The organism is Pseudomonas sp. PA27(2017) (genome assembly GCF_001945445.1).
GTDB lineage: Bacteria > Pseudomonadota > Gammaproteobacteria > Pseudomonadales > Pseudomonadaceae > Aquipseudomonas.
On record NZ_MSXW01000022.1, the window covers coordinates 122,778 to 145,619 of the forward strand.

Annotated in this window: 18 protein-coding genes and 1 tRNA gene; 3 read left to right on the top strand and 16 right to left on the bottom strand. The window is 60.5% G+C overall.

Translation table 11 applies throughout. The features are described 5' to 3' along the window. Positions 1 to 131: 131 nt before the first annotated feature. The 3 genes from gltX to uvrB form a co-directional block, all read right to left on the bottom strand. Positions 132 to 1,613, bottom strand: coding sequence for a glutamate--tRNA ligase (gltX, locus tag BVH06_RS11665; RefSeq protein WP_075934180.1), 1,482 nt, complete (start codon positions 1,611 to 1,613; stop codon positions 132 to 134). A gap of 173 nt (positions 1,614 to 1,786) precedes the next feature. Then, a complete protein-coding gene (locus BVH06_RS11670) occupies positions 1,787 to 2,302 on the bottom strand; it encodes a nucleoside 2-deoxyribosyltransferase (protein ID WP_075934181.1) in 516 nt (171 codons plus the stop codon). Continuing rightward, entirely contained in the window at positions 2,299 to 4,314 is a 2,016-nt protein-coding gene (gene uvrB, locus BVH06_RS11675; protein ID WP_075929544.1) for an excinuclease ABC subunit UvrB, read from the bottom strand. The genes BVH06_RS11670 and uvrB overlap by 4 nt, the downstream gene beginning before the upstream one ends. A 166-nt stretch (positions 4,315 to 4,480) precedes the next feature. Between uvrB and BVH06_RS11680 the strand changes: the two genes are divergently transcribed. Together BVH06_RS11680 and BVH06_RS11685 are read left to right on the top strand one after the other, a co-directional pair. Next, on the top strand, positions 4,481 to 5,677 hold the full coding sequence (locus BVH06_RS11680; RefSeq protein WP_075934182.1) for an amino acid aminotransferase: 1,197 nt from the start codon (positions 4,481 to 4,483) through the stop codon (positions 5,675 to 5,677). Between the two features lie 65 nt (positions 5,678 to 5,742). Beyond that, positions 5,743 to 5,818, top strand: a tRNA-Asn gene (locus tag BVH06_RS11685). A 181-nt stretch (positions 5,819 to 5,999) separates the two neighbouring features. On the opposite strand, the gene BVH06_RS11690 is transcribed toward BVH06_RS11685, so the two are convergent. From BVH06_RS11690 to BVH06_RS11700, 3 genes are all read right to left on the bottom strand, one after another. After that, on the bottom strand, positions 6,000 to 6,974 hold the full coding sequence (locus BVH06_RS11690; protein ID WP_075934183.1) for a biotin-dependent carboxyltransferase family protein: 975 nt from the start codon (positions 6,972 to 6,974) through the stop codon (positions 6,000 to 6,002). Beyond that, on the bottom strand, positions 6,971 to 7,843 hold the full coding sequence (locus tag BVH06_RS11695) for an allophanate hydrolase subunit 1 (RefSeq protein ID WP_075934184.1): 873 nt from the start codon (positions 7,841 to 7,843) through the stop codon (positions 6,971 to 6,973). The genes BVH06_RS11690 and BVH06_RS11695 overlap by 4 nt, the downstream gene beginning before the upstream one ends. A gap of 254 nt (positions 7,844 to 8,097) precedes the next feature. Next, positions 8,098 to 8,856, bottom strand: coding sequence for a 5-oxoprolinase subunit PxpA (locus BVH06_RS11700; protein ID WP_075934185.1), 759 nt, complete (start codon positions 8,854 to 8,856; stop codon positions 8,098 to 8,100). 125 nt (positions 8,857 to 8,981) lie between these two features. Between BVH06_RS11700 and BVH06_RS11705 the strand changes: the two genes are divergently transcribed. Beyond that, positions 8,982 to 9,908: a LysR family transcriptional regulator gene (locus BVH06_RS11705; protein ID WP_075934186.1), complete on the top strand. Its 927-nt coding sequence runs from the start codon at positions 8,982 to 8,984 to the stop codon at positions 9,906 to 9,908. Positions 9,909 to 10,212: 304 nt separating this feature from the next. Here the strand turns inward: BVH06_RS11705 and BVH06_RS11710 are convergent, their stop codons facing one another. The 10 genes from BVH06_RS11710 to BVH06_RS11755 all read right to left on the bottom strand — a co-directional run bounded on the left by BVH06_RS11710 (position 10,213) and on the right by BVH06_RS11755 (position 22,839). After that, entirely contained in the window at positions 10,213 to 11,616 is a 1,404-nt protein-coding gene (locus tag BVH06_RS11710) for a sigma-54 dependent transcriptional regulator (RefSeq protein ID WP_075934187.1), read from the bottom strand. A gap of 3 nt (positions 11,617 to 11,619) precedes the next feature. Continuing rightward, positions 11,620 to 12,825 carry a PAS domain-containing sensor histidine kinase gene (locus tag BVH06_RS11715; protein ID WP_075934188.1) on the bottom strand — a complete coding sequence of 402 codons (1,206 nt, stop codon included), beginning with the start codon at positions 12,823 to 12,825 and terminating at the stop codon, positions 11,620 to 11,622. 206 nt (positions 12,826 to 13,031) lie between these two features. Further along, positions 13,032 to 14,504, bottom strand: coding sequence for a sigma-54 dependent transcriptional regulator (locus tag BVH06_RS11720; protein ID WP_075934189.1), 1,473 nt, complete (start codon positions 14,502 to 14,504; stop codon positions 13,032 to 13,034). A 205-nt stretch (positions 14,505 to 14,709) separates the two neighbouring features. Next, positions 14,710 to 15,006 (bottom strand): flagellar protein FliT, encoded by a 297-nt coding sequence (locus tag BVH06_RS11725; RefSeq protein ID WP_075931053.1) that lies wholly within the window; start codon positions 15,004 to 15,006, stop codon positions 14,710 to 14,712. A gap of 25 nt (positions 15,007 to 15,031) precedes the next feature. Beyond that, positions 15,032 to 15,412, bottom strand: a complete 381-nt coding sequence (gene fliS, locus BVH06_RS11730; RefSeq protein WP_027906174.1) for a flagellar export chaperone FliS — start codon at positions 15,410 to 15,412, stop codon at positions 15,032 to 15,034. 170 nt (positions 15,413 to 15,582) lie between these two features. Continuing rightward, positions 15,583 to 15,969, bottom strand: coding sequence for a flagellar export chaperone FliS (gene fliS / locus BVH06_RS11735; RefSeq protein ID WP_075931054.1), 387 nt, complete (start codon positions 15,967 to 15,969; stop codon positions 15,583 to 15,585). After that, positions 15,970 to 17,388 carry a flagellar filament capping protein FliD gene (gene fliD / locus BVH06_RS11740; protein WP_075931055.1) on the bottom strand — a complete coding sequence of 473 codons (1,419 nt, stop codon included), beginning with the start codon at positions 17,386 to 17,388 and terminating at the stop codon, positions 15,970 to 15,972. Between the two features lie 70 nt (positions 17,389 to 17,458). Then, entirely contained in the window at positions 17,459 to 17,821 is a 363-nt protein-coding gene (locus BVH06_RS11745) for a flagellar protein FlaG (protein ID WP_083651992.1), read from the bottom strand. Positions 17,822 to 17,902: 81 nt separating this feature from the next. Continuing rightward, complete coding sequence (locus BVH06_RS11750) at positions 17,903 to 19,090, bottom strand: flagellin (RefSeq protein ID WP_075931056.1); 1,188 nt, start codon at positions 19,088 to 19,090, stop codon at positions 17,903 to 17,905. A gap of 230 nt (positions 19,091 to 19,320) precedes the next feature. Then, complete coding sequence (locus BVH06_RS11755; protein ID WP_075934190.1) at positions 19,321 to 22,839, bottom strand: glycosyltransferase; 3,519 nt, start codon at positions 22,837 to 22,839, stop codon at positions 19,321 to 19,323. Positions 22,840 to 22,842: the final 3 nt, after the last annotated feature.

The following is a 22,842-nucleotide window of genomic DNA, read 5'->3' on the forward strand; positions in this document are numbered from 1 at the left end:
CGCATGTTAAGTGCGCCCCTGCACCCTGTCAACAAAAAATTAGCGGCTACCTTATTTTTTTTCGCTGACATAACAAACACTTACCGCAAACCGCTGGCTGCCGGCCGCCCATGGCGACAGGCGGCCGAGAATCAGCCGATGCTGCCCAGCAGTTTTTCCCACTCCTTGTTCTCTTTCTTCGACACACCACCGAGCAGTTCGATGGCCTGGCGCAGACGGAAACGGGTGAGGTCCGGGCCGAGGATTTCCATGGCATCGAGCACCGATACCGAACTGGCCTGACCGGTGACGGCGGCGAACATCAGCGGCATGGCATCGCGCAGTTTCAGCTCCAGATGTTCGACCACCGCCTGGATGCAGCCGGTGATCCGCTCCTTCTCCCACTGGCGCAGCGCCTCGAGCTTCCAGAGGATCAGTTGCATGAGCTGGCGCACCTGATCGTCCGACAGCTTCTTGTGGGCGAACAGCGCCTTGTCCGGCTGCACACCGCCTGCGAAGAAGAAGCTGGCCAGTGGCGCGATCTGGCTGAAGGTTTCCACCCTGCCCTGCACGTGGGGGGCGATCTTCATCAGGTAGTCGCTGTTGAAGGCCCACTTCTGCACGCCAGCGGCGAACTCTTCGACGCTCAGGTCACGCATCCACTGGCCGTTGAGCCAGGACAGCTTCTCCAGATCGAAGATCGGCCCGCCGAGGGAAACGCGCTGTACGTCGAAATTGGCGATCATCTCCTCGAGGGTGAATTTTTCGCGCTCGTCCGGCATCGACCAGCCCATGCGGCCCAGGTAGTTGAGCATCGCCTGGGGCAGGAAGCCCATGCGCTCGTAGAAGGTGATCGAAGTCGGGTTCTTGCGCTTGGACAGCTTGCTCTTGTCCGGGTTACGCAGCAGCGGCATGTAGCACAGCTGTGGCTTGTCCCAGCCGAAGTACTCGTAGAGCAGGATCAGCTTGGGCGCCGAGGGCAGCCATTCTTCACCACGCAGCACGTGGGTGATCTTCATCAGGTGGTCGTCGACCACGTTGGCCAGGAAGTAGGTCGGCAGGCCATCGGTCTTCATCAGCACCTGCATGTCCATGCGATCCCACGGAATCTCGACATCGCCGCGCAACATGTCCGGCACCACGCAGACGCCCTCGCTCGGCACCTTCATGCGGATCACGTGGGGCTCGCCCGCTGCCAGGCGGCGCTGCACGTCCTCGTCGGAGAGCAGCAGGCCGCGGCCGTCGTAGCGCGGCGTCTCGCCACGGGCCATCTGTTCGGCACGCATCTGATCGAGTTCTTCCGGGGTGCAGAAGCAGTAGAAGGCATGGCCCTTCTCCACCAGCTCCAGCGCGTACTTGCGGTAGATCTCGCCACGTTCGCTCTGCCGGTACGGGCCATAAGGGCCGCCGACGTCCGGGCCTTCATTCCACTCGATGCCCAGCCAGCGCAGGGCATCGTAGATCTGCTGCTCGGACTCACGGGTCGAACGAACCTGGTCGGTATCCTCGATGCGCAGGATGAACTCGCCGCCGTGCTGCCTGGCGAAGCACAGGTTGAACAGGGCGATGTAGGCGGTGCCGACGTGAGGGTCGCCAGTAGGCGACGGAGCGATACGAGTGCGAACGGTGGTCATGGAAAGTCCCGAGCAAGTAAGACTGAAAATGGCATGGGCTGGCCTCGCGCCCAGGCCGCATGGGCGACCGGCGCAGGCGCCATGGATGACGCGAGAAAGCGAAGGGAATGAATATTAACAGGCCAGCCCCGGCTGGCTCCAGCGAACCGCGGCGCAGGGCTGCGAAGAACGGGTCAGGCGCCCGACGCGCCGCTCAGGTAGCGACGCAGCGCCGCCACCCCCTCCTCCACACTGGCGCTGCAACCGGCCCAGGAACAGGCGAGCATCAGATTGCGCGGCAGGCCGAAATCCTCGATGAAGTAGCCGTCGGCGTCACGGCCCTCAGTGTCACCGGGCAACCACTGGCGCATGCTGCCCTGGGGCTCGAAATACGCCCACACAGGCTTGCCCAGCGCCACAGCCGCACCGACTTCGAATGCCGTGCCGGAATCCGGCTCGAGCCCGCGAAACGGGTTGAGGTTGGCCAGCACGGCATCGACATCACGGATCATCGCCAGATTGAGCCGGCAGATCTGCGCCGCCATCTCGGTCGGCGCCAGCCCGTCAGCCACCTCGTTATCGAACGGATAGAGCCCTTCGAGACCCTGCTCACGGCACAAGCGCTTGAGATACTCACCACGCTCGATGGCGTCCACCCGGAACACGTCGAAGCCGGCCAGATAGACCTTTGCATGACCCGCCACACTCATACCGCAAGCAGCCGGTCACGCAGCTTCTGGATCTCGTCGCGCATCTGCGCCGCCGCCTCGAACTCCAGGTCGCGGGCCAGCTCGAACATCTTGTCCTCCAACTGACGGATGCGCTTGGTGATCTCCGCCGGCGAGCGCAGCTCCGCCTCGTAGCGCGCATTGTCTTCGGCGGCCTTGGCCATGCCCTTGCGCTTCTTGCTGCGCGCACCCGGCACCACGGCGCCTTCGAGAATGTCCTTGATATCCTTGACCACACCCTTGGGCACGATGCCGTTGGCCTCGTTGAAAGCCAACTGCTTCTGCCGGCGCCGCTCGGTCTCGCCGATGGCACGCTCCATGGAGCCGGTCATGTTGTCGGCATAGAGAATCGCCCGGCCATTCAGGTTACGGGCTGCGCGACCGATGGTCTGGATCAGCGAGCGTTCGCTGCGCAAGAAGCCCTCCTTGTCGGCATCGAGAATCGCCACCAGGGCGACTTCGGGCATATCCAGCCCCTCGCGCAGCAAGTTGATGCCGATCAGCACGTCGAAGGTGCCGATGCGCAGGTCACGGATGATTTCTACCCGCTCGACCGTGTCGATATCCGAGTGCAGGTAACGCACCTTGACGCCGTGGTCGGCCAGATAATCGGTGAGGTCCTCGGCCATGCGCTTGGTCAGCGTGGTGACCAGCACGCGCTGCTCGAGGGCGACGCGCTTGTTGATCTCCGACAGCAGATCATCGACCTGAGTACGCGCCGGGCGCACCTCCACTTCCGGGTCGACCAGGCCGGTGGGTCGCACCACCTGCTCGATCACCCGCCCGGCATGGTCGGCCTCGTAAGGCCCCGGTGTGGCGGAAACGAAGATGGTCTGCGGGCACGCGGCTTCCCATTCCTCGAAGCGCATCGGGCGGTTGTCCAGCGCCGAGGGCAGGCGGAAGCCGTACTCGACCAGGGTTTCCTTACGCGAACGGTCGCCTTTGTACATGGCGCCGACCTGCGGCACGCTGACGTGGGATTCGTCGATCACCAGCAGCGCCTCCGCCGGCAGGTAATCGTACAGCGTGGGTGGCGGCGCACCGGGGTCGCGCCCGGACAGGTAGCGCGAGTAGTTTTCGATGCCGTTGCAGTAACCCAGTTCGAGGATCATCTCCAGGTCGAAACGGGTGCGCTGCTCCAGACGCTGCGCTTCGACCAGTTTGTTGGCGCCGCGCAGGTAGTCCAGGCGGTCCTTGAGCTCGACCTTGATCTTTTCCATCGCCTCGAGCAGCGTGTCGCGGGGCGTCACGTAGTGGCTCTTGGGGTAGAAGGTGAAACGCGGCAGGCGCTGCAGCACCTCGCCGGTCAGCGGATCGAAGGCGCTGATGTTCTCGACTTCATCGTCGAACAGCTCGATGCGGATCGCTTCCAGATCCGATTCGGCCGGGAAGATATCGATCACATCGCCGCGCACCCGGAAGGTCGCCCGGGCGAAATCCATGTCGTTGCGGGTGTACTGCAGCTCGGCCAGGCGGCGCAGCAGCGCGCGCTGGTCCATCTTGTCGCCACGGTCGAGGTGCAGCACCATTTTCAGGTACTCCTCGGGGCTGCCCAGGCCGTAGATCGACGACACCGTGCAGACCACGATGACGTCCTTGCGCTCGATCAGCGCCTTGGTCGCCGACAGGCGCATCTGCTCGATGTGATCGTTGATCGAGGCATCCTTCTCGATGAAGGTGTCCGACGACGGCACGTAGGCCTCGGGCTGGTAGTAGTCGTAATAGGAAACGAAATACTCCACCGCGTTGTTCGGGAAGAACGACTTGAATTCGCCATACAACTGCGCCGCCAAAGTCTTGTTCGGCGCCAGCACCAGCGTCGGGCGCTGCACCTGGGCGATGACGTTGGCCACGCTGAAGGTCTTGCCAGAGCCCGTCACCCCGAGCAGCGTCTGGTGCGAAAGCCCGGCCTCGAGGCCTTCGATCATCTGCCGAATCGCCTCGGGCTGGTCGCCGGCGGGCTCGAAACGGGTGACCAGTTGAAACTCGGACATAATTACCTCTGCAAAGGCTGTGACGCCACGACCACACGTGCGTCATACCTGATGTACGCTGTCGCGACACCGAATATGGGCCGCTATACTAACGGCCCGCTTGCGCAACCCCTAATCCAGTTGCCGGGTTGCTCGATACTCACCCCACCACAGAGCTGCCGCCCCCATGAGTCTGTTCTCCGCCGTCGAAATGGCTCCGCGCGATCCCATCCTGGGCCTCAACGAAGCATTCAACGCCGATAAACGCCCTGACAAGGTCAACCTTGGCGTGGGTGTCTACACCAACGAAGAAGGTCGCATCCCGCTGCTGCGCGCCGTGGTCGAAGCCGAAGCGGCCCTGACCGCCGCTCGCGCCCCGCGCGGCTACCTGCCGATCGAAGGCATCGCTGCTTACGATCAGGCCGTGCAGAAGCTGCTGCTGGGCAACGACTCGCCGCTGATCCAGCAAGGCCGCGTGATCACCACCCAGGCCATCGGCGGCACCGGCGCTCTGAAGACCGGCGCGGACTTCCTCAAGCGCCTGCTGCCCGACGCCACCGTGGCGATCAGCGACCCGAGCTGGGAGAACCATCGCGCGCTGTTCGAAACTGCCGGTTTCCCGGTGCGCAACTACCGTTACTACGACGCCTTCAGCAACGGCGTGAACCGTGGTGGCCTGCTCGAAGACCTGAAGAACCTGCCGGCGCGCTCCATCGTCGTGCTGCACGCCTGCTGCCACAACCCGACCGGCGTCGACCTGACGCCCGAAGACTGGCAAGCAGTGCTGGAAATCGTGCGCGAACGCGAGCATGTGCCCTTCCTCGACATCGCCTACCAGGGTTTTGGCGACGGTATTGAAGAAGACGCCGCGGCGGTACGTTTGTTCGCCCAATCTGGCCTGACTTTCTTCGTCTCCAGCTCGTTCTCCAAGTCGTTCTCGCTTTACGGCGAGCGCGTCGGCGCCCTGACCATCGTGGTCGGCGACCAGGAAGAAGGCAGCCGCGTGCTGTCCCAGGTCAAGCGCGTGATCCGCACCAACTACTCCAACCCGCCGACCCATGGCGCCAGCGTGGTCGCGGCCGTGCTCAACAATCCTGAACTGCGGGTGATGTGGGAAACCGAACTGGGCGAGATGCGTGATCGTATCCGCACCATGCGTCTGGCCATGGTCGAGCAGTTGGCAGCACTGAACGCCAAGCGCGACTTCGGCTTCGTTGCCGAACAGCGCGGCATGTTCTCCTACTCGGGCCTGACCACCGAACAGGTCGAGCGTCTGCGCAGCGAATTCGGCATCTACGCCGTGGGCACCGGCCGCATCTGCGTGGCCGCCCTGAACACGCGCAACCTGCCGGTCGTAACCAAGGCCATCGCCGCCGTTCTGTAAGTTGCCTGGGGAAGCTGGCAGATGCTTGACTTCCCCTTCGTAATCAGTAGGATACGCGTCGTTGTTCCGCGATAGCTCAGTCGGTAGAGCAAATGACTGTTAATCATTGGGTCCCTGGTTCGAGTCCAGGTCGCGGAGCCAAATTCGAAAGCCTCGGTTGATCCGGGGCTTTTTTGTGTCCGCCGGACTCTCACCAGGGACTGCGTCCCAGGTTATTCGCTGCGCTCACCCCTGCGGGGCCGCGCTGAAGCGATCAGCTGTGGCCGCGACAACGCCGCGATGATCGGCTATCGCTCGGCAGTACTCAGCGCGGCCGGCAGAGTCAGGATGCAAACAGCTTGCTCAGGCAACTGAGTTTCGTCTTGTACGAGTGCCGTGCCTGCAGCGCCTGTTCGAGGGTCACCGCTACGAAACGGGCCTTTTGGTTGGGTTGCATCTGGCCGACCAGATCGAGATCGGCACTGATCACCGTTCCGATCATCGCGTAACCACCACCGGATACTGCGTCACGATGCAACACGATAGGCTCGAGCCCTGCAGGAACCTGAATGGAGCCGATCGGGTAGCAGCTGTCGACGATGTTCGAGGGGTCGGAGCCTGCGCCGAATGGCTGCTCACGCGCCAGGAAACTCAGAGCACTACCACCCTTGAGACGATAACCGATACGGTCGGCTTCCGAGCCGACCGTCCACGGCTCGGCGAAAAAGCTCTGTGCGGCGGATTCGGTCAAGCGGTGAAAATACAAACCAGGTACGACGCGCAACGTGACCTCACCACCCAAGGACTGTCGCAAAGCCATAGGCAAGCTGGCACCAGCGCGGCTTTGGGCGCTGCAGATACCAACCGGCAACTCGTCACCCGCTTTCAGAAGACGCCCCTGAAAACCGCCCAAAGCGCCTAGCGCATAGGTCGAGCGACTACCGAGCACGATTGGCACGTCAATGCCGCCCGCCACGGCCAGATAGGCTCGCGCGCCGGCCTTTGGAAAATCAAAGCGCAGCGTTTGCCCTGCCTTCACCCAGAACGAAGTGTCGGCGTGCATCTGCGCGCCATCGACTCGCGGCGTCATGTGCGCGCCGCAGACCGCCACCAGTGCGTCCGCCTGGAACTCCAACTCAGGCCCCAGCAGCGTGCATTCCAGCGCCGCTGAGCCTGCCGGGTTACCGACCAGGTGATTGGCCGCGCTTAGGGCGTATTGATCGAGCGCCCCGGACGGAGGAATGCCCAGGTGGTAATACCCTTCGCGGCCGAGATCCTGTACCGAGGTGGCGAGACCGGGCTTGAGTACCTTGATCATGCCAACACCTCCTGCAACGACTTGGGATAGCCGACAGGGTCGGCCAGAAACGCGTCCAAGGAAAACTCCACCGGCCGAATCCGCAGATCGAAGCGACCGGCCTCCACCTCGGCCAACGCGTGGTCATAGGCCTCACGTTCGATCGGTTTGAACTGCACGATGTCACCAGGACGGAAGAACACCATGTGCTCTTTCAAGTACGCGAGTTTCTGCTGCGGATCGTAGATCGGCGCCGGCGTGACTCCGAACATCTGGTAGCCACCGGCACCGCGTACCGAGTAGATGCAGCCAAAGCAACCGCCATGCCCCAAGGTCAACCTGGGCGTGTCCGTACGGGGTCGCAGATACTTGGGCACCTGCAACTGGCGAGTACGCTCGACCATCTGGAACATGAATGGCAACCCGGCGACGAAACCGACCATCGAGACAAACCAGGGTGCACCGCTGTGGGCGGCGATGAACGCGTCGACGTCCGCCAGGCCGTTGATCCGCGCGGCGTATTGCAGATCCGTGACGCTCGGATCCTGGTGACGATCACGAAAGCGCATCAGGGTCTCGTGAGTCCAGGGGTCGTTGTAAAGCACCGGAATCTCGATAATCCGCGTGTGTAATCTGCGCTCGGCGACTGCCCCGGCCTCTGCGCCTTTCACGGCTTCGATCAAGGCGTCCGGAGCAATGCGATCAGGGTCGAAACGAATCTGAAACGATGCGTTGGCCAGACACACATCGAGCACGCCCTCCAGCGCCATGCGCTCTACCGCGCGGGTAACCGCCAGCCCCTTGAAGAACGCTTCGAGGGACATGCTGTCACTGACCTCGGCAAACAAATGCTCGTCGGCACCAAAGCTATAGCGGATGGGAGTACTCATGTTTCACCTCCTACACAGCGTTCGGCCTGCCGGGTTTCGAGCCGAATCGACATCGAACGATTGACTGGTTGAGCCTGGCCACCGAGCGGTGCACCGGCTACCTGTGCGTTACAGCAAGCATCTGCGGCGCGGGTGGTGCGCACGACAGGGCCATCCTGGCTGACGAGCGGTGACTCACGAATGGCTCGAGCCATCTCGCCCATTGTCGAGCGTTGCGACAACCCGACTCGACGCCCGAGGATCGCCATCATCTATCAACGAGGTGCACGAACCTTGATTCCGGCATCATCAAGGGCATTACGCGTAGTTTCGACCAGCGCCAGGGCGCCTGGCGTGTCGCTGTGCAAACAGATGGAATCGAATTCCATCGCCAGGTCTTCGCCCTCGACCGTGCGCACCACGCCCTGCAGACAGGCGCGTAGCACTCGCAGGGCAACTTTGGCAGGGTCGTAGGCACCGACGTTGCGGGTGAATACGATGGACCCGCTGAGGTCATACTCGCGGTCGGCGTAGAACTCGCGGATCACCGGTTGGCCGAGCGCCTTGGCGACACGCCAGATCGCTGAGTTGGGCATGCAATACAACAGCAACTCAGGTTCCAGTCGCTGGAGATTCTCCACCAGCAAGCGGGCGGCGTCTTCATCTCGGGCCAAGTGCATGTAGAGCGCGCCATGGGGCTTGATGTGTTGCAGCGCCACCCCTTGAGCCCGAGCGAGTTCGCGCAGGGCTCCTAGCTGATACAGCACGTCGTCGACCAATTCCTGAGCCGAGGCGTTGATATGCCTGCGACCAAATCCGACCAGGTCGCGATATCCCGGATGCGCGCCAATGGCCACGCCACGACGCCTGGCCTGTTCGATCGTGCGACGCATGGTGCCAGGGTCACCGGCATGGAAACCGGTCGCGATGTTGGCCGAGCTGATGAAGCCCATCAGCTCATTATCCACGCCGTCACCGATTGTCCATGGGCCAAAGCCTTCGCCCATGTCCGAGTTGAAATCGACTGTCTGCATGACGCTTGCCCTCGACACTTGTGGCCTCATGCAAAGCAACTTAGATTCTCGCTCACCCCTTGGGAAGATCTATTAATAGATAGGGTATCTTCTGAAAAACAGATACTTCGCCGTACGGAATGCCCATGTCACTGACCCTCCGCCAGATCCGCTACTTCGTTGCCACTGCCGAGATAGGGCAAATCTCCCAGGCGGCGATTCATTTGAATATTTCTCAGTCGGCGGTGACCACGGCGATCAAAGAGCTGGAAGGTATGCTCGGCACGCAGCTCTTCCAACGATCGGCTCAAGGCATGAGCCTGACCGATGCCGGGCGACACTTCCTGAATAGAGCCTATGTGATTTTGCGCAGCGTAGATGATGCGCTGAACAGCCCGATGCCGGACATGCGCGCCAATGGGCTACTGCGCCTAGCTGCAAGTTATACGGTGATCGGCTACTTCCTGCCGCACCACCTGCAACGGCTGGAACAGGGATATCCGGACGTGACCATCGACGTCCACGAACAGGAACGTACGGCCATCGAACAGGGTCTGCTCGATGGTCGATTCGATATGGCGGTGGTGCTGACCGCGAACCTCACTCACCCGGACATCGTTTCGGAAACGCTCCTCAACTCCGAACGCCGGCTATGGATTCCCAGCCACCATCCCCTGTGCGAACGCTCGGCAATCAGCCTGGCCGATGTAGCGAAGGAGCCCTATATTCTGCTGACCGTGGATGAAGCCGAACAAAGCGCCATGCGTTACTGGGACCGCGCACGCCAGCGACCGAGTGTGAGAGTACGCACCAGCTCGGTGGAGGCAGTGCGTAGCATGGTCGCCAATGGCCGCGGCGTAGCGATCCTCTCGGACCTGGTGCACCGTCCCTGGTCGCTGGAAGGCAAACGCATCGAGACCCTGACCATCACCGACAAAGTACCCCCCATGAGCGTTGGTCTGGCGTGGCATCGTGAGCGTGAATTCAACCCGGCGATGCAGGCTTTTCGAAAGTACTTCCACGATGCGTTCCTGGCACCCCAGCAGCATTTCGCGCGGCGCCAAGCCACCTAATCACGCTTAGGGTCTGTACGAGAAGTCTCCGAGCGAAGGTCAGGCGAGGCAAAGATCGGTGAGGAACGGACGGGGCTCGCATCCGAGGATACGTGCTGTAAATGAGCATTACTCGCTTCACTCGCCCTTCGGGTCGCGCTAAAGCGCGTTAGCCGCAAGCGGCTTGCAGACTGGGCTGGCACTCCAGCCGATTGTTAACGAAGCATCACCGAGCGCAGGTATTTTTCGTGCAGAGCCTAGTGCTTACCGGTTGAATCCTCGGGGTCTCTAGCCGTTCATTGACCCGCAGCCCTGGCCGAAGCCATCAGCTGGCATAGAGATATGCCTCAACATCCATCCCCGCATCACGCATCTGCGCTAGTTTGTAGCGCAAGGTGCGCGGGCTGATGCCCAGGCGCTCGGCGGCCTCTTTGCGACGCCCACGCTCGGCACGCAGGATATCGATGATCACCTGATATTCCCTGCGTCGCAGATCCTCACCCAACACGCCATCCGCCAAGCCGGCCTCCGGCACGACCGGCATCGGCGCACTCGCCACCACCGCCAACTGAGGTTGAGGTGCCGGCTGTGCGAAACCGATGGGCGCGTTCAGGCACAGGTCGTGGGGTTCGATGACGCCGTTCTGCTGAAGGATGACCGCACGCTGGATGGCATTGTCCAGCTCACGCACGTTGCCCGGCCAGGCATGCCCCGTCAGGCAGGCGACCGCCTGGGCGGAGAGCCGCAACGGCGCCAGGTTCATCTTCTTCACGTACTTGGCCAGCAGCCGCTCGGCCAGGGGCAGGATATCCGCCGGGCGCTCACGCAACGGTCGCCAGGCCAGCGGGAACACCGACAGGCGATAGAACAGATCCTCCCGGAAGCGGCCTGCCGCTACTTCTGCAGCCAGGTCACGGTTGCTGGTCGCCAGCACGCGGATATCCAGGCTGATCGGCTTGCGAGCGCCAACCCGTTCGACCTCACGCTCCTGCAGCACACGCAACAGCTTGGCCTGCAAAGCCAGCGGCATCTCGGAGATTTCATCGAGCAGGATGGTTCCGCCCTCGGCCAGCTCGAACTTGCCCGGCGCGCTGGCAACGGCGCCCGTGAATGCGCCCTTTTCGTGACCGAACAGAGTGGCTTCCAGCATGTTATCCGGAATCGCCGCGCAGTTGATGGCGATGAATGGCCGCTTGGCACGCGGAGACTGCTGATGAAGATAACGTGCCAGAACCTCCTTGCCGGTCCCCGACTCGCCGGTGATCAGCACGGTGGAATCGCTACGAGCGACCCGCGCCGCCAACTCGAGCAGCTGGAAGCTGGCCGGCTCGCAGGCTACCGGCCCGTCCTGCTCCAGCTCGCTGGCCCGCCCGAGCGCATGGCGCGCCACCAGCGACAGCAGGGTCTTGGGCTCGAACGGCTTGACCAGATAATCGGCTGCGCCACGACGTATGGCATCGACGGCACGCTCGACGGCGCCGAAAGCCGTCATCAGCAGCACCGGCAACTGCGGCTGGCGTTCGCGAATGGCGCATAGCAGTTGATGACCATCCATGCCCGGCATGTTCACGTCACTGATCACCAGCCCGAACGGTTCCTGGGCGATGGCGATCAGCGCCGCTTCGGCGCAGTCGACGGCCCGGTAATCATGGCCACCAAGCTCGAGGGTGTCGGCCAGGGCTTCGCGCAATGCGCGATCGTCTTCAACCAGCAGGACTTTGGCAGCCATGGGTCACTCCTGAATCGTGGGGTGCGCTGGGATAATCAGCGGCAGAATCAACAAGGCACAGGTACCGCGACCCGGCCGTGAACGCAGGTGCAACTCGCCCTGGTGGGCGCGAGCGACCGCCTTGACCACGGCCAGCCCGAGGCCAGTGCCGGTGGTCTTGGTGGTGAAGAACGGCTCGCCCAGGCGCGCCAGCGTGAGTGCATCGATACCGGGCCCGTCATCACTGATGCACAGACGCAAGGTGGATTCGCGCCTATAGGCATGTACCTTGAGGCGCACACCCTGCCCTGCAGCCTGGATGGAATTCTCGACCAGGTTCAGCAGCGCGCCCACCAGCGTGTCGCGATTGCAGAGCAGTTCGCCGCCCCGAACATCGCATTGCCAGCGAACGTCGACGCCTTGCAACACGGATTCACCGGCCTGCCTGAGCGCCTCGAACAGTTGAGCAGGATCGACTCGGTCCGGCAGTGGCAGCTCGCCGCGGGCGAACACCAACATGTCGCGCACTTGATGCTCGAGCTCGTGCAATCGTTCTTTAAGGCGCCCGGCGAAGCGCTGTTGCTGCTCGGCTGGCAATACCTGTTCAGTCAGGTGACTGGCATACAGCAGCGCCGCCGATAGAGGCGTACGCACCTGATGAGCCAATGACGCGACCATGCGCCCCATGGCACTCAGGCGCTCGTGCCGCGACAGCTGATCCTGCAAGCGACGGGTTTCCGTCAGATCGGTCAGCAACACCAGTTGGCCCGGCTCGCCCTGCAGCGAGCGGGTGGAAATCGACAGTCGCCGGCCATCGGCCAGAGAAATTTCATGACCGTCGTCGCGCCGGGGTGCGAAGCGCTGCGCGATCACGTCACGCCACAGGCACCCCAGAAGCGCTTCACCGAGCATGTCTCGCGCCACGGGGTTGGCTTCACGCACCACTCCATGGCCGTCGATGACGACCACGCCACCGGGCAGCAGATCCAGCAGGCTTTGCAGGCGATGGGCCAACCGCTCCTTTTCGTTCAGCTCCTGCACGCGTTGTTCGCTGACCTGGGCCAGTTGCCCAGTCAGTTCATTGACGCGATTTTCCAAGAGACTGTAGGAGCTACCCAGCCGGCTCGACATCTGCTCGAACAAGGCCAGCGACTGCTCCAGATCCCCACGCTCCGCCTGTACCGGCGTCGAGGTCTCCAGAGGAGCATGGCGTTGTAGGCTTGGTTTCATTGCACTCTCTCGCTGGGCGAGCCGTCAGAAGGCGGTCATTTGCCAGAGAGGTAGCAATACTCATGCCTGAAAATAAATTGCTTAATTTTCAGTGTGATAGCGATTTAGCGGATAGCAACTCGTCAATCAACTGACTGTCCGAGGGGTAAAGCCTGAAGGGAAACAGGTGGGCTGTCGCCCACCTCATGCGGCTCAGGCCAAGCGACTCAGTCGTCGCCAGACTCGTCCTCGCGGCGGCTCATGCCGTACTTGCGCATCTTCTCGACCAAGGTAGTACGGCGAATGCGCAGGCGCTCAGCGGCGCGCGCCACGATGCCGCCGGCATCATCCAGCGCCTGCTGGATAAGGCCCTGCTCCAGATTGCCGAGGTAGTCCTTGAGGTCCAGGCCCTCGGCCGGCAGCATCGCTGGCGACATCACCGATGGCGATGAGGAGGTCAACACCGCCCGCTCGTCCAACTCATCGCGCAGGCTCGCAGCGAGCTGCTCGTCCTCGTCGTCGACATGGCGGAATTTCTTCGGCAGCTCGCCCACACCGATCACGCCATAGGGGTGCATGATCGCCATGCGCTCGACCAGGTTGGCCAGCTCACGAACGTTACCCGCCCAATCATGGCGACAGAGCGACATGATGGCGGCGGAGTTGAAGCGGATCGAACCGCGCTTCTCATGCTCCATCCGCGAGATCAGCTCGTTCATCAGCAATGGAATATCTTCGATGCGCTCACGCAGCGGCGCCATCTCGATGGGGAACACGTTGAGGCGGTAGTACAGATCCTCACGGAAGCTGCCGCCCTCGATCATGCTCTCGAGGTTCTTGTGGGTCGCCGCAATGATGCGCACGTCGGCGTTCTGGGTCTTGTTGCTGCCCACGCGCTCGAAGGTACGCTCCTGCAGTACTCGCAGCAGCTTGACCTGCATCGGCAGCGGCATATCGCCGATCTCGTCGAGAAACAGCGTGCCGCCATTGGCCAGCTCGAAACGCCCCGCACGACTGGTAATGGCCCCCGTGAAGGCGCCCTTCTCATGGCCGAACAATTCGCTCTCCAGCAGCTCGGCGGGAATAGCACCACAGTTGACCGGCACGAACGGCGCCTCGCGGCGCTTGGAGTGGTAATGCAGATTGCGCGCGACGACTTCCTTGCCGGTGCCCGACTCCCCGAGAATCAGCACGCTGGCCTCGGTATCGGCCACCTGCTGCATCATCTGCCGGACCTGTTGAATGGCGCGACTGGTGCCTACCAGGCTGCGAAACAGATTGGGTTCTCGCTGCCGGCCACGCTCACGGGCTTGGTCATACATCTCGCGATAGACCTGGGCGCGGTGCAGGGAGTCGAGGAGCTTGTTGTAGCTGGGCGGCATTTCCAGGGTGGCCAGCACGCGGCGGCGAAACTCTTCCGGCCAATCCGTGGTGGCATGCTCATGAAGCATCAGAACCGGCAGGTACTCATCCCAGGCGGCGAACTCCTTGAGCAGATCCAGCGCCCCACCCCTGAGCTGCACCTCGCCGAGCAGGACACCGAGGATGCTTCTGCTGGAGTCGATCTGCTCGACCACCTTGTTCCAGTCGCTGCTGCCACACGCAAGATGATCTTCGCCGAGAAAATCCAGAATCACCGACAGGTCACGGCGACTTTCAAGGTTGTCATCGATTAGCAGAAGCTTGGTTTCACGCCACATAATTGTTCGGCCCAGAAAGAGAAAGCCACCAGCCGCCAACGCGCCGGCATATGGCCAGCAGTAAAGTAAATTATTGGCGCTTAGTCAATTTTATGGCGTGATTATTTAGCGGAAGTTGCGATGAGGCCCAAAAGAGCGCTCGGCAATCAGAAGGCGTAGAGAAAAAGGGTGACGCTGCAGACAACAATAGCGCCTATAGGCTGACTCAGCCAAAAAGCTGATAAACCTTCGCACCCTGCTGCGACTGGTTGAACTGGACGAGTTCGTTAGCCAAGCGCTGACGCTCGGCTTGGCACGCAGTTACCAAATCCTTATAGAGATCCAGCAACTCTTCCATTCGCGCCCGCAGCGCACCATCGTCCTCGGCAGCATCGACCATGGCATCTTCCACAGCCTGGCGGCACTGCAGATCCAGCTCACCGATAGCCGCCCAATCCTGGGTGGACAATGCCTGGCGCATTGCCGTACCCGTATTCTGCAGACGCTGAACAGATGTATTCATAGAAAACTCCTTTCCAGCCCGCCAATCACTGGGCGATTGCATCCCAACCGGATTTGACGTTGCGAAGCAAATCGGCGACTTCATCGAGCGGCTCGACGCTGTTCTTCAGGTTAGCCTCCAGCAAGCGGCGGCTCATGTAGTCGTAAAGGTTATCCAGATTCACAGCCAGCTCGCCACCTTCTTCAAGGTTCAGGCCAGCTCGCAGGCCGCCAATGATGCCAATGGCCTTGCCGATCAGCTCGCCCTTCATCGCGAACTGCCCGCGCTCCATGGCGCCACGTGCTTGGGCCAAGCGAGTCAAGCCACCCTCCATCAGCATCTGAATCAGACGATGCGGGCTGGCATCTACAGCCTGAGCCTGAGTGTTGACGTTTTGATACTGACGCATAGCGGCCATGGCGTTCATGCTGATGTACTCCAGTGTAAAGCGGGAATACTCAATGTATCGGCATGGTCTGCGTGAGCTTTAGTCGTGATTAATCCTTTTTAAGGATCATCGCAAGGCTATTGCGGCAGTAGCGGCATGTCACCTGACTGCCTGGCGGATGAGCACATAACCGTGAACCACCGTGCCGATCAGTTGGCCGCGGACTCTACTTCCGGACCAATTGCCTTCCAGGCGTCTCGAATCTGGGTCAGCAGCTCCTGCACTTCCTCCAGACGGCGCGGAGTGTCGTCCAGCGCTACGCCAACCAGACGACGGTTTATATAGTCGTAGAGGTTGTCCAGGTTCTGAGCCAACTCGCCGCCCAGCTCCTTGTCGAGGCTGGACTGCAGGACGGCAATAATGGAAATGGTGGCGCTTACCGCCTCGCCACGCAGCCCCGGGTTTGCCTCCTGCTGCGCGAATTGCGCCAGCGATACTCGCTCGATAGCACCGTCCAGCAGCAGTTGCACAGCCTGATAAGGAGTGACCTGCTGGCTTGTCTTGACGCTCTTGTAAGTGTCGATGGGCGTATTCATTTATTTGCTCTTCTTCACGACGCCAGGAAGGTTGGAAAGCGTATTTTGCAGTTGACTGCTGGTGCCATTGAGCTGACCAACCAACGAGTCCATCGCGTAAAATTGCTTCAGCAAACGCTGCTGCATCTTGTCGACACGCAGTGTGAGGTCTTCGGTCTGCTTCTTGATATCACTGCGCGTAGACTCGAGCGCCTGCATACGTTGAGACAGAATTCCACCAGTCTGGCTGTAGGCTGCAACCTGGCCATCCAAGCGCTTGGCCAAACCAGTATCACCCAGGAAGAAGGCGCCCACGGCATCGAAATCCTGCTTCATGGCTTCGTCTAGCTTGGTGTCATCGATTTTCAGGGTGCCATTCTTCTGGGTAGTGATTCCCAGATCCGCCAACACCTTGAAGTCGCCAGTACCAGTAGGATTGACCAGCTCATTACGAACACCGCTCAGCAGGTTACGAATCGTCGAATCGCCAACGAGCCCCCCAGTCAGGGGCGTTCCGTCTTCACCAACCTTGGTCACTCGGGTCAGATCATTGGTGGTGGTGATGAGCTTGTTGTAAGCGTCCACGAACTTCTTGATGCCCGCTTTGACACCGGCGTTGTCTTCGCCAATTTTGAGCGTCAGCGGTTTTTTATCTTCGGTCGTACCGACCAATTCGAGCGTGACATCAGAAATGGCACCCTTGACCGAGTTGGTAGGGCTGCTCAGCTTCAAGCCGTCGATGGAAAACTCGGCATTGGCTGCCTGCACGATGTAACCGGCACCCTGTGCATTCGTGGCATCGAGCTGGGTGCGGCCATCGACGCTGAGCGCGGCGAGATCGCCGCTGCCCGACACGATGACATCCTTGCCGCTACCGGTTTCATTGCCGCTGAAGACCAACCGGGATTTCCCGGTAGCCGGATCGTTGATGGTACTGACGGTTACGCCTTTTCCCTTCAGGGCGGTGTTGAGCTGATCACGAATACTACTCAGATCCGAGCCAGCAGCGATGCTTACATCTACCTCGGTTCCACCCTCGCCGATCTTCACACTCAGTGTTTGCGCATCGTCGCCGCTCTTGAAGTCAGCAGCCTGAGCCTGAGTGGCGACCTTGCTGGCAGTGGCCAGCTTTGAAACCTCGACTTGGTAAGTGCCTGCGGTGGCAGTTTTACCAGCAGTAGCCGTCAATGCAGCTGTATTCGAAGAAGTAGCGGTTCGTTTCTCGAACAGCGCAGCGCTGTTGAGATCCTTGAGCGCGGTTTGGAAATCGCCCAATGCGCTGTTGAGCTGGCCAAGACCGGACAGCTTGGTGGTGGTCGAGCTCGAGAGGCGGGCGAGCTGAGCTTCCTTGGGTGCTTTTTCGGCATTGACCATGGCGGTCACGAGCTCGCCAATGGGTAGCCCCGAGTTGATACCAGTCGTGATTCCGCTAACAGCCATAATCCCCCCTCGTCACCATATTGGCGCTCGTCCATTCACTCCATCTGGGCATTCAAGAAACGAGCCACAATTAGGCTTCGGCCTTGAACAACAAACTACGAACTTCTTCAAGATTTTCGGCAAGGCGCAGCGCCTCTTCCGAAGGCAGCTGACGAATCACTTCGCCGGACGCGCCATCCGTAACCTTGACTACTACCCTACCACTCGAATCATCGACGCTGAAATTCAGGTCGCGACGGATGTTCTGTACAAAGCTCTGGATGGAAGTGACCGCTTCATCAACCTGTCCGTAGACCTGGGCGGTTTCCTCGCTAGCTACAGCCGTGCGCGATTGCTCGTCGGCCTTATCGACAGATGCCGAAGACGCGGTCGGAGCCGAAGCAGTGGTCGATTTGCCCAAAACTGGCGGCAAACTCCCTATCGATATGTCCATTTTCTTTCACCTCGCAAGGCAAAACGGGGAGAAGCGCTAGGCACTTCCCCCCGGAGTTTAAAGCAGCCTAGCCTATTTGGCTTACTGCAGGAGGCTGAGCACCGCCTGCGGCAGCTGGTTGGCCTGGGACAGGATCGCAGTACCGGCCTGCTGCAGGATCTGATTCTTGGTCAGGTTCGCAGTTTCTGCCGCGAAATCCGTATCCTGAATCCGGCCACGTGCAGCCGAAACGTTTTCTGCGATGTTCTGCAGGTTACCAATGGTGTTCTCGAAGCGGTTCTGCACCGCACCGAGTTCGGCACGCTGCGAGTCGATCGCCTGGATTGCCTGGTCGATCACGATGACCGCCTTCTGCGAACCCTGCACATCGGTGATGTCGATGTCGTCAACCAGGTTGCCGGTGGTCACTTCAGCGATGCTGATATCAGTGGTTGCAGCAGTTTTCGCAGCGGTGACGGTTGCACCCGAACCGAAGCTGAACGACTGGATGTTGCCAGCAGCGGAGCCTGAGCCAGCAGCAGATACCAGCTCGATGTTGCCATCATCGTTTACGAAAGCACCTACACCAATGTTTGCATCGTTGATCACGGTAGCCAGGGCTTGTACCTGCTGTGCAGCCGTAGCACCACTAGCGAAGGTAGTGCTGAAGGAACGCTCGGTACCACCGACCATGGTTACCTTGATTGCCATCGCGCCGGAAGCTGCAGCGGTGCCGGTTGCAACAGAACCAGCAGTGATCGAACCGGAGCTGAAAGTACCTTTCAGGGACTCGGTGCTCATCTCGTCGATCTTGACGCTGATGGTTTCGTTCGCGGCACTACCAACCTGGAAGGTAGTAGTTTCGAACGAACCGTCCAGCAACTTCTTGCCACCGAACGTGGTGGTGTTGGAGATACGGTTGAGCTCTTTCTTCAGCTCGTTGACTTCCGAGTTCAGAGCCTTGCGCTCTTCGGTGCTGTTCGAGCCGTTAGCCGATTGCAGCGACAGGTCACGCATACGCTGCAGGATGCTGGTGGACTGTTGCAGAGCACCTTCAGCGGTTTGCGCCATGGAGATGCCGTCGTTGGAGTTCTTCACCGCGACGTTCAGGCCGTTGACCTGGCTGCTCAGACGGTTGGAGATCTGCAGGCCGGCAGCATCGTCCTTGGCGCTGTTGATTTTCGAGCCAGTAGACAGGCGCTGCAGAGAAGTATTCAGCGCGTTGGACGAGGTGTTCAGATTGCGCTGGGTGTTGAGGGACGCAATGTTGGTGTTGACTGTCAAAGCCATGATGAATGTCCTCCGTAGGACCTAGCATGTTTGCCTGAGCTTGCGAATCCGGCCCTGCAAGTTCTCAGGCAGCCATTGAGTTCGCGTTCGTAATACTTATCGGCCTGTTCTGCGAAAGCTTTAGGAGGTGAGAGAATTTTTTTCGCCTGGTATTGACAGCCACTCTCTACTTCTTTGCCCGCACCTGTTCTATCGGCGGCTACGAGCAAAACTTGAGTTCCTCAAATTCCTCAGTCAGGCAGCCAGGCACGGCGCCATTGGAGTAACTTGTCACCTTCAAGCATCCAGTCGCGCATCACCACAGTACGCAGTTCGTCGCCAGCTCGCGCACAGGCATCCCGATCATTGACATGCATGCGAATCGCATCGACCCAGTCGCGGTAGCGGTTCTTGGCCCGGGTGACGGGCAAACCATCCTGATAACAAAGCACGTCGCTGCACACCACGGGGAAGCCGCAAGCGCCATATTCCAACAAGCGCAGGTTGCTCTTGCACTCATTGAAGAGGTTTTGCTCGACAGGCGCGATCGCAAGATCGAGATTGAGACTGGCCAGTGCTTGCGGGTACATGCTGATCTCCACTCCCCCATGCACTTCCTTTACATAGGGGCGCAGCGCCTCAGGACACATACCGAAGAAAACCCAATCCACTTCGGCAGCGAGCTCCTTGACCACATCGAGGATCATTTCCAGGTCCCCCGTATGGCTGACGCCACCGGCCCAACCGACTCGCGGGCGATTCGATATCTGTCGCTTACTATGCAGCCCTGACCACCACGGTGCAGGCAAGCGGTTTTCGATAATCCGGATATCAGCATGCAGGCCTGCGAAAGCCTCTGCCAACGGGGCCGTCGAAACGACGAAACGGTCCACCTGATCCAACCCGCGTCGCAGCGACTTCAGGATGTCCTTGGGCATATGTTGGCGATGAGCGTTCTTGAGCGGCAGGTTGGGCAAGTAGTCATCGAGCTCGTAGACCTTGAATGCCCGAGAGAAGGCCTTCATTCGCCGCATGGCCTCCAGGCGAGCCTCGCCTATCTGGCGCTGCAGCAGAATAACGTCAGGCTCGTAGCGCTCCAGATCGGTAACGTGCAGCAGCCCTACAGACAGCGCGCCATCTATGAGGCCCGCCTCCTTCATGGCAGAGAACGGTTGAATCACCCGATAGTGACCACAGCCGTACAAATCAGCGGGATGCGCCAGCACGGTCGGAATCGGGCGCCAGGCTTGCAACGGTCGCCAAGCCAATTGCGGATCGGCCAACTTGAAACCCTGCTCGGCCTGTAGCGAAAGTCCAGGATTGTAGGCCGGGTCACGGGCCAGTGTCGGCAGCCAACGGCTGTACATCGCATCTTCCTGGGCGTTGCTGGCGGGAAGCGAGGCTTGGCCATCCATCATTAATTGCGCACGCGGCGTCCACACATTGAGATAGCCAGCCTGTCGCGCCTTCAGACAAAGGTCGACATCGAACCAGCGCTCCAACAAGGGCTCCGGATCAAACCCGCCAAGCTCGACAAACAACTCTCGACGGATCATCAGACATTCGCCGCTCAGCGCAGAGTAGTTCTGCTCCACCTGCAACCGCTGCATATAACCGGCATCGTCGAGTTCGAGCCCCTCGAAAGCCTTACCCGCCGGGCCGCGCAACCCCAGCAACAGGCCTGCATGATGGATGCGGCCATCTGCGGACAGCAACTTGGCCCCTACCGCCCCCACTTCGGGACGCAGAGCGTGATTCAGCAGTTGTGCCAGCCAGTCGCCCACTACAATGCCGGCACCGACATCCAGCCAAAGCAGCATCTCGCCCTGCACGTAATCCATCGCCGCATTACCGGCCAATGGTCGCGATGTTCCCGCAGCAAAATGCAGCACCCGGATACGCTCCTGGCCGATTTGCTCAATAGCCTGCAACCAGTCGAGCGTCGCCTGCTGCTCGCTTCCCAGATCCAGCAAAAGCAGCTCGTAGTGCGGATACGTGGTGTTTTCCAGCAGGGTTTCCACGCAGCGCTGCAGGCGATCCAGTTGATCGGTGAACGCAATAAGAATGCTCACCAACGGCTGCTGGCCATGGGCGTATTCCAGTTGATAACGTCCCGGCTGCCGTGAGGCGACGTTGGGGTTCTGGTAACCACGAGCACGAAGGTGACGTTCGATCACCTCTCTCTCTTGCGGGTTGTCCTTGAGTGCGAAGGCGTCAGCGCAGAGCAATGGTTCGCTGACATGACCCAAGCCACTCAAGCCACCGTTTTCAATCAGGCGCAGAATGCATTCCAGCTCGAATGCCTGATCGAACTCGACATCGAAGCCGCCAAGTTCCAGCAAAGACTCGCGGCGGAACAGCCAATGCCGAGCAGCACTGGCGGGGAAGCTCAGCAGTAGATCGAGGCTGAAGTCGGGACGCAGCGCGACTCCCGTACCGCCCGAATCGTCACGCACCAATTCGTCGCCATACAAAGCATTGCATTCACCGGCCGCGGTGAGTTCCAACGCGGTCATCAACAGGCCGCTAGGTGTGAACTGGGTGCCGGCTTCAACCAGCATCACCCAGTCCACTGGCAGCTCGGCGACAACACGATTGACCGTTTCCACCCATGCCGCTGAAGTGACAGCCGTGATCTGCTCAGTACGGCCGGGCAACAACGCCGACTCGGACGAAGACAATATCCGCACCTCAACGTTACGGTAGAGGTTGTCGCTCTCAAGGCTGAGCAGACTTTTCTCCACTGCAGACGCATTGGCATCTCGATCAAGCAGCAACACACCGATACGCGGGCCGCCCGCATGCGCCTGCAAACGCTGCTCGATGAGCGTCATTTGCGCAAAGCTGGGCCGGCGAGCCTGCAACCAGGCGTTCAGGCTGGTACCGCCCTGACCGGCCGCTTTGTAGAGGGCGGCGAGTATATCCACAGGCTTGAATACCCGGGCCTTGAGGCGGGTGATAGGCGCAACCTGCACCATACGAGTGTTGCTGCCCCCTCGGTACCAGCCAAGGTCACGGATGCCCTGGCGAAAGTTATGATGCCCCTGATCACCGATACCGGGTTTGTCACGCCCGATCTGGCTGAACTGTTCACGCGACACTCGAAAGTCGGTCAGAGGCTTGGCGAGCATCGCCAGATGTCCGCGCTTGAACAGTTTGACGTACAAGGCCAAATCCGCGACCCAGGTCACGCGCACGCCGTTGAGCACCGACAGCTCATCACCGAATTCGAGCAGGTCACTGCGACGGCAGAGTACGGTGCTGGGCTCTCCGATGAAATTGATGGTGTGATCGGCCAGAAACGAGATCAGATCCTCACCGTCGATCAGCACATCGTCACGAAACGGATACACGGTAGCGAGAACATCAGGTAATGGATTGCCATCCTCGTCGACACGGCGCCGGCGAGAACTAGCAAGCGCAATCCCCGAATCGGCCTCCATTACGGCAACAAGTGAGGTGATGCAGTCGGGATGCAGCACATCGTCGTCGTGCAGGATCTTCACGTATTCACCGGCGGCCAACGCGACGGCACGCGCAGTACTGCGCGTCTCCCACAGCCTGGTGTCGTTGCGACGATACTGGATCGAAAAGTCAGCGAACGGACGAAAGGCATCGACCACGCGCTCCACTTCGTCGTCCCGGGCGTCGTCGCATATGACTAGTTCCAGGGGGCGATAGGTCTGATTTTGCAGGCTGCGCAGCGCTTCTTCGAGGTAAGTGCCCTTGTACGCAGGCATGACTACGCTGACCAGCGGCTTGCTGTTCATGAC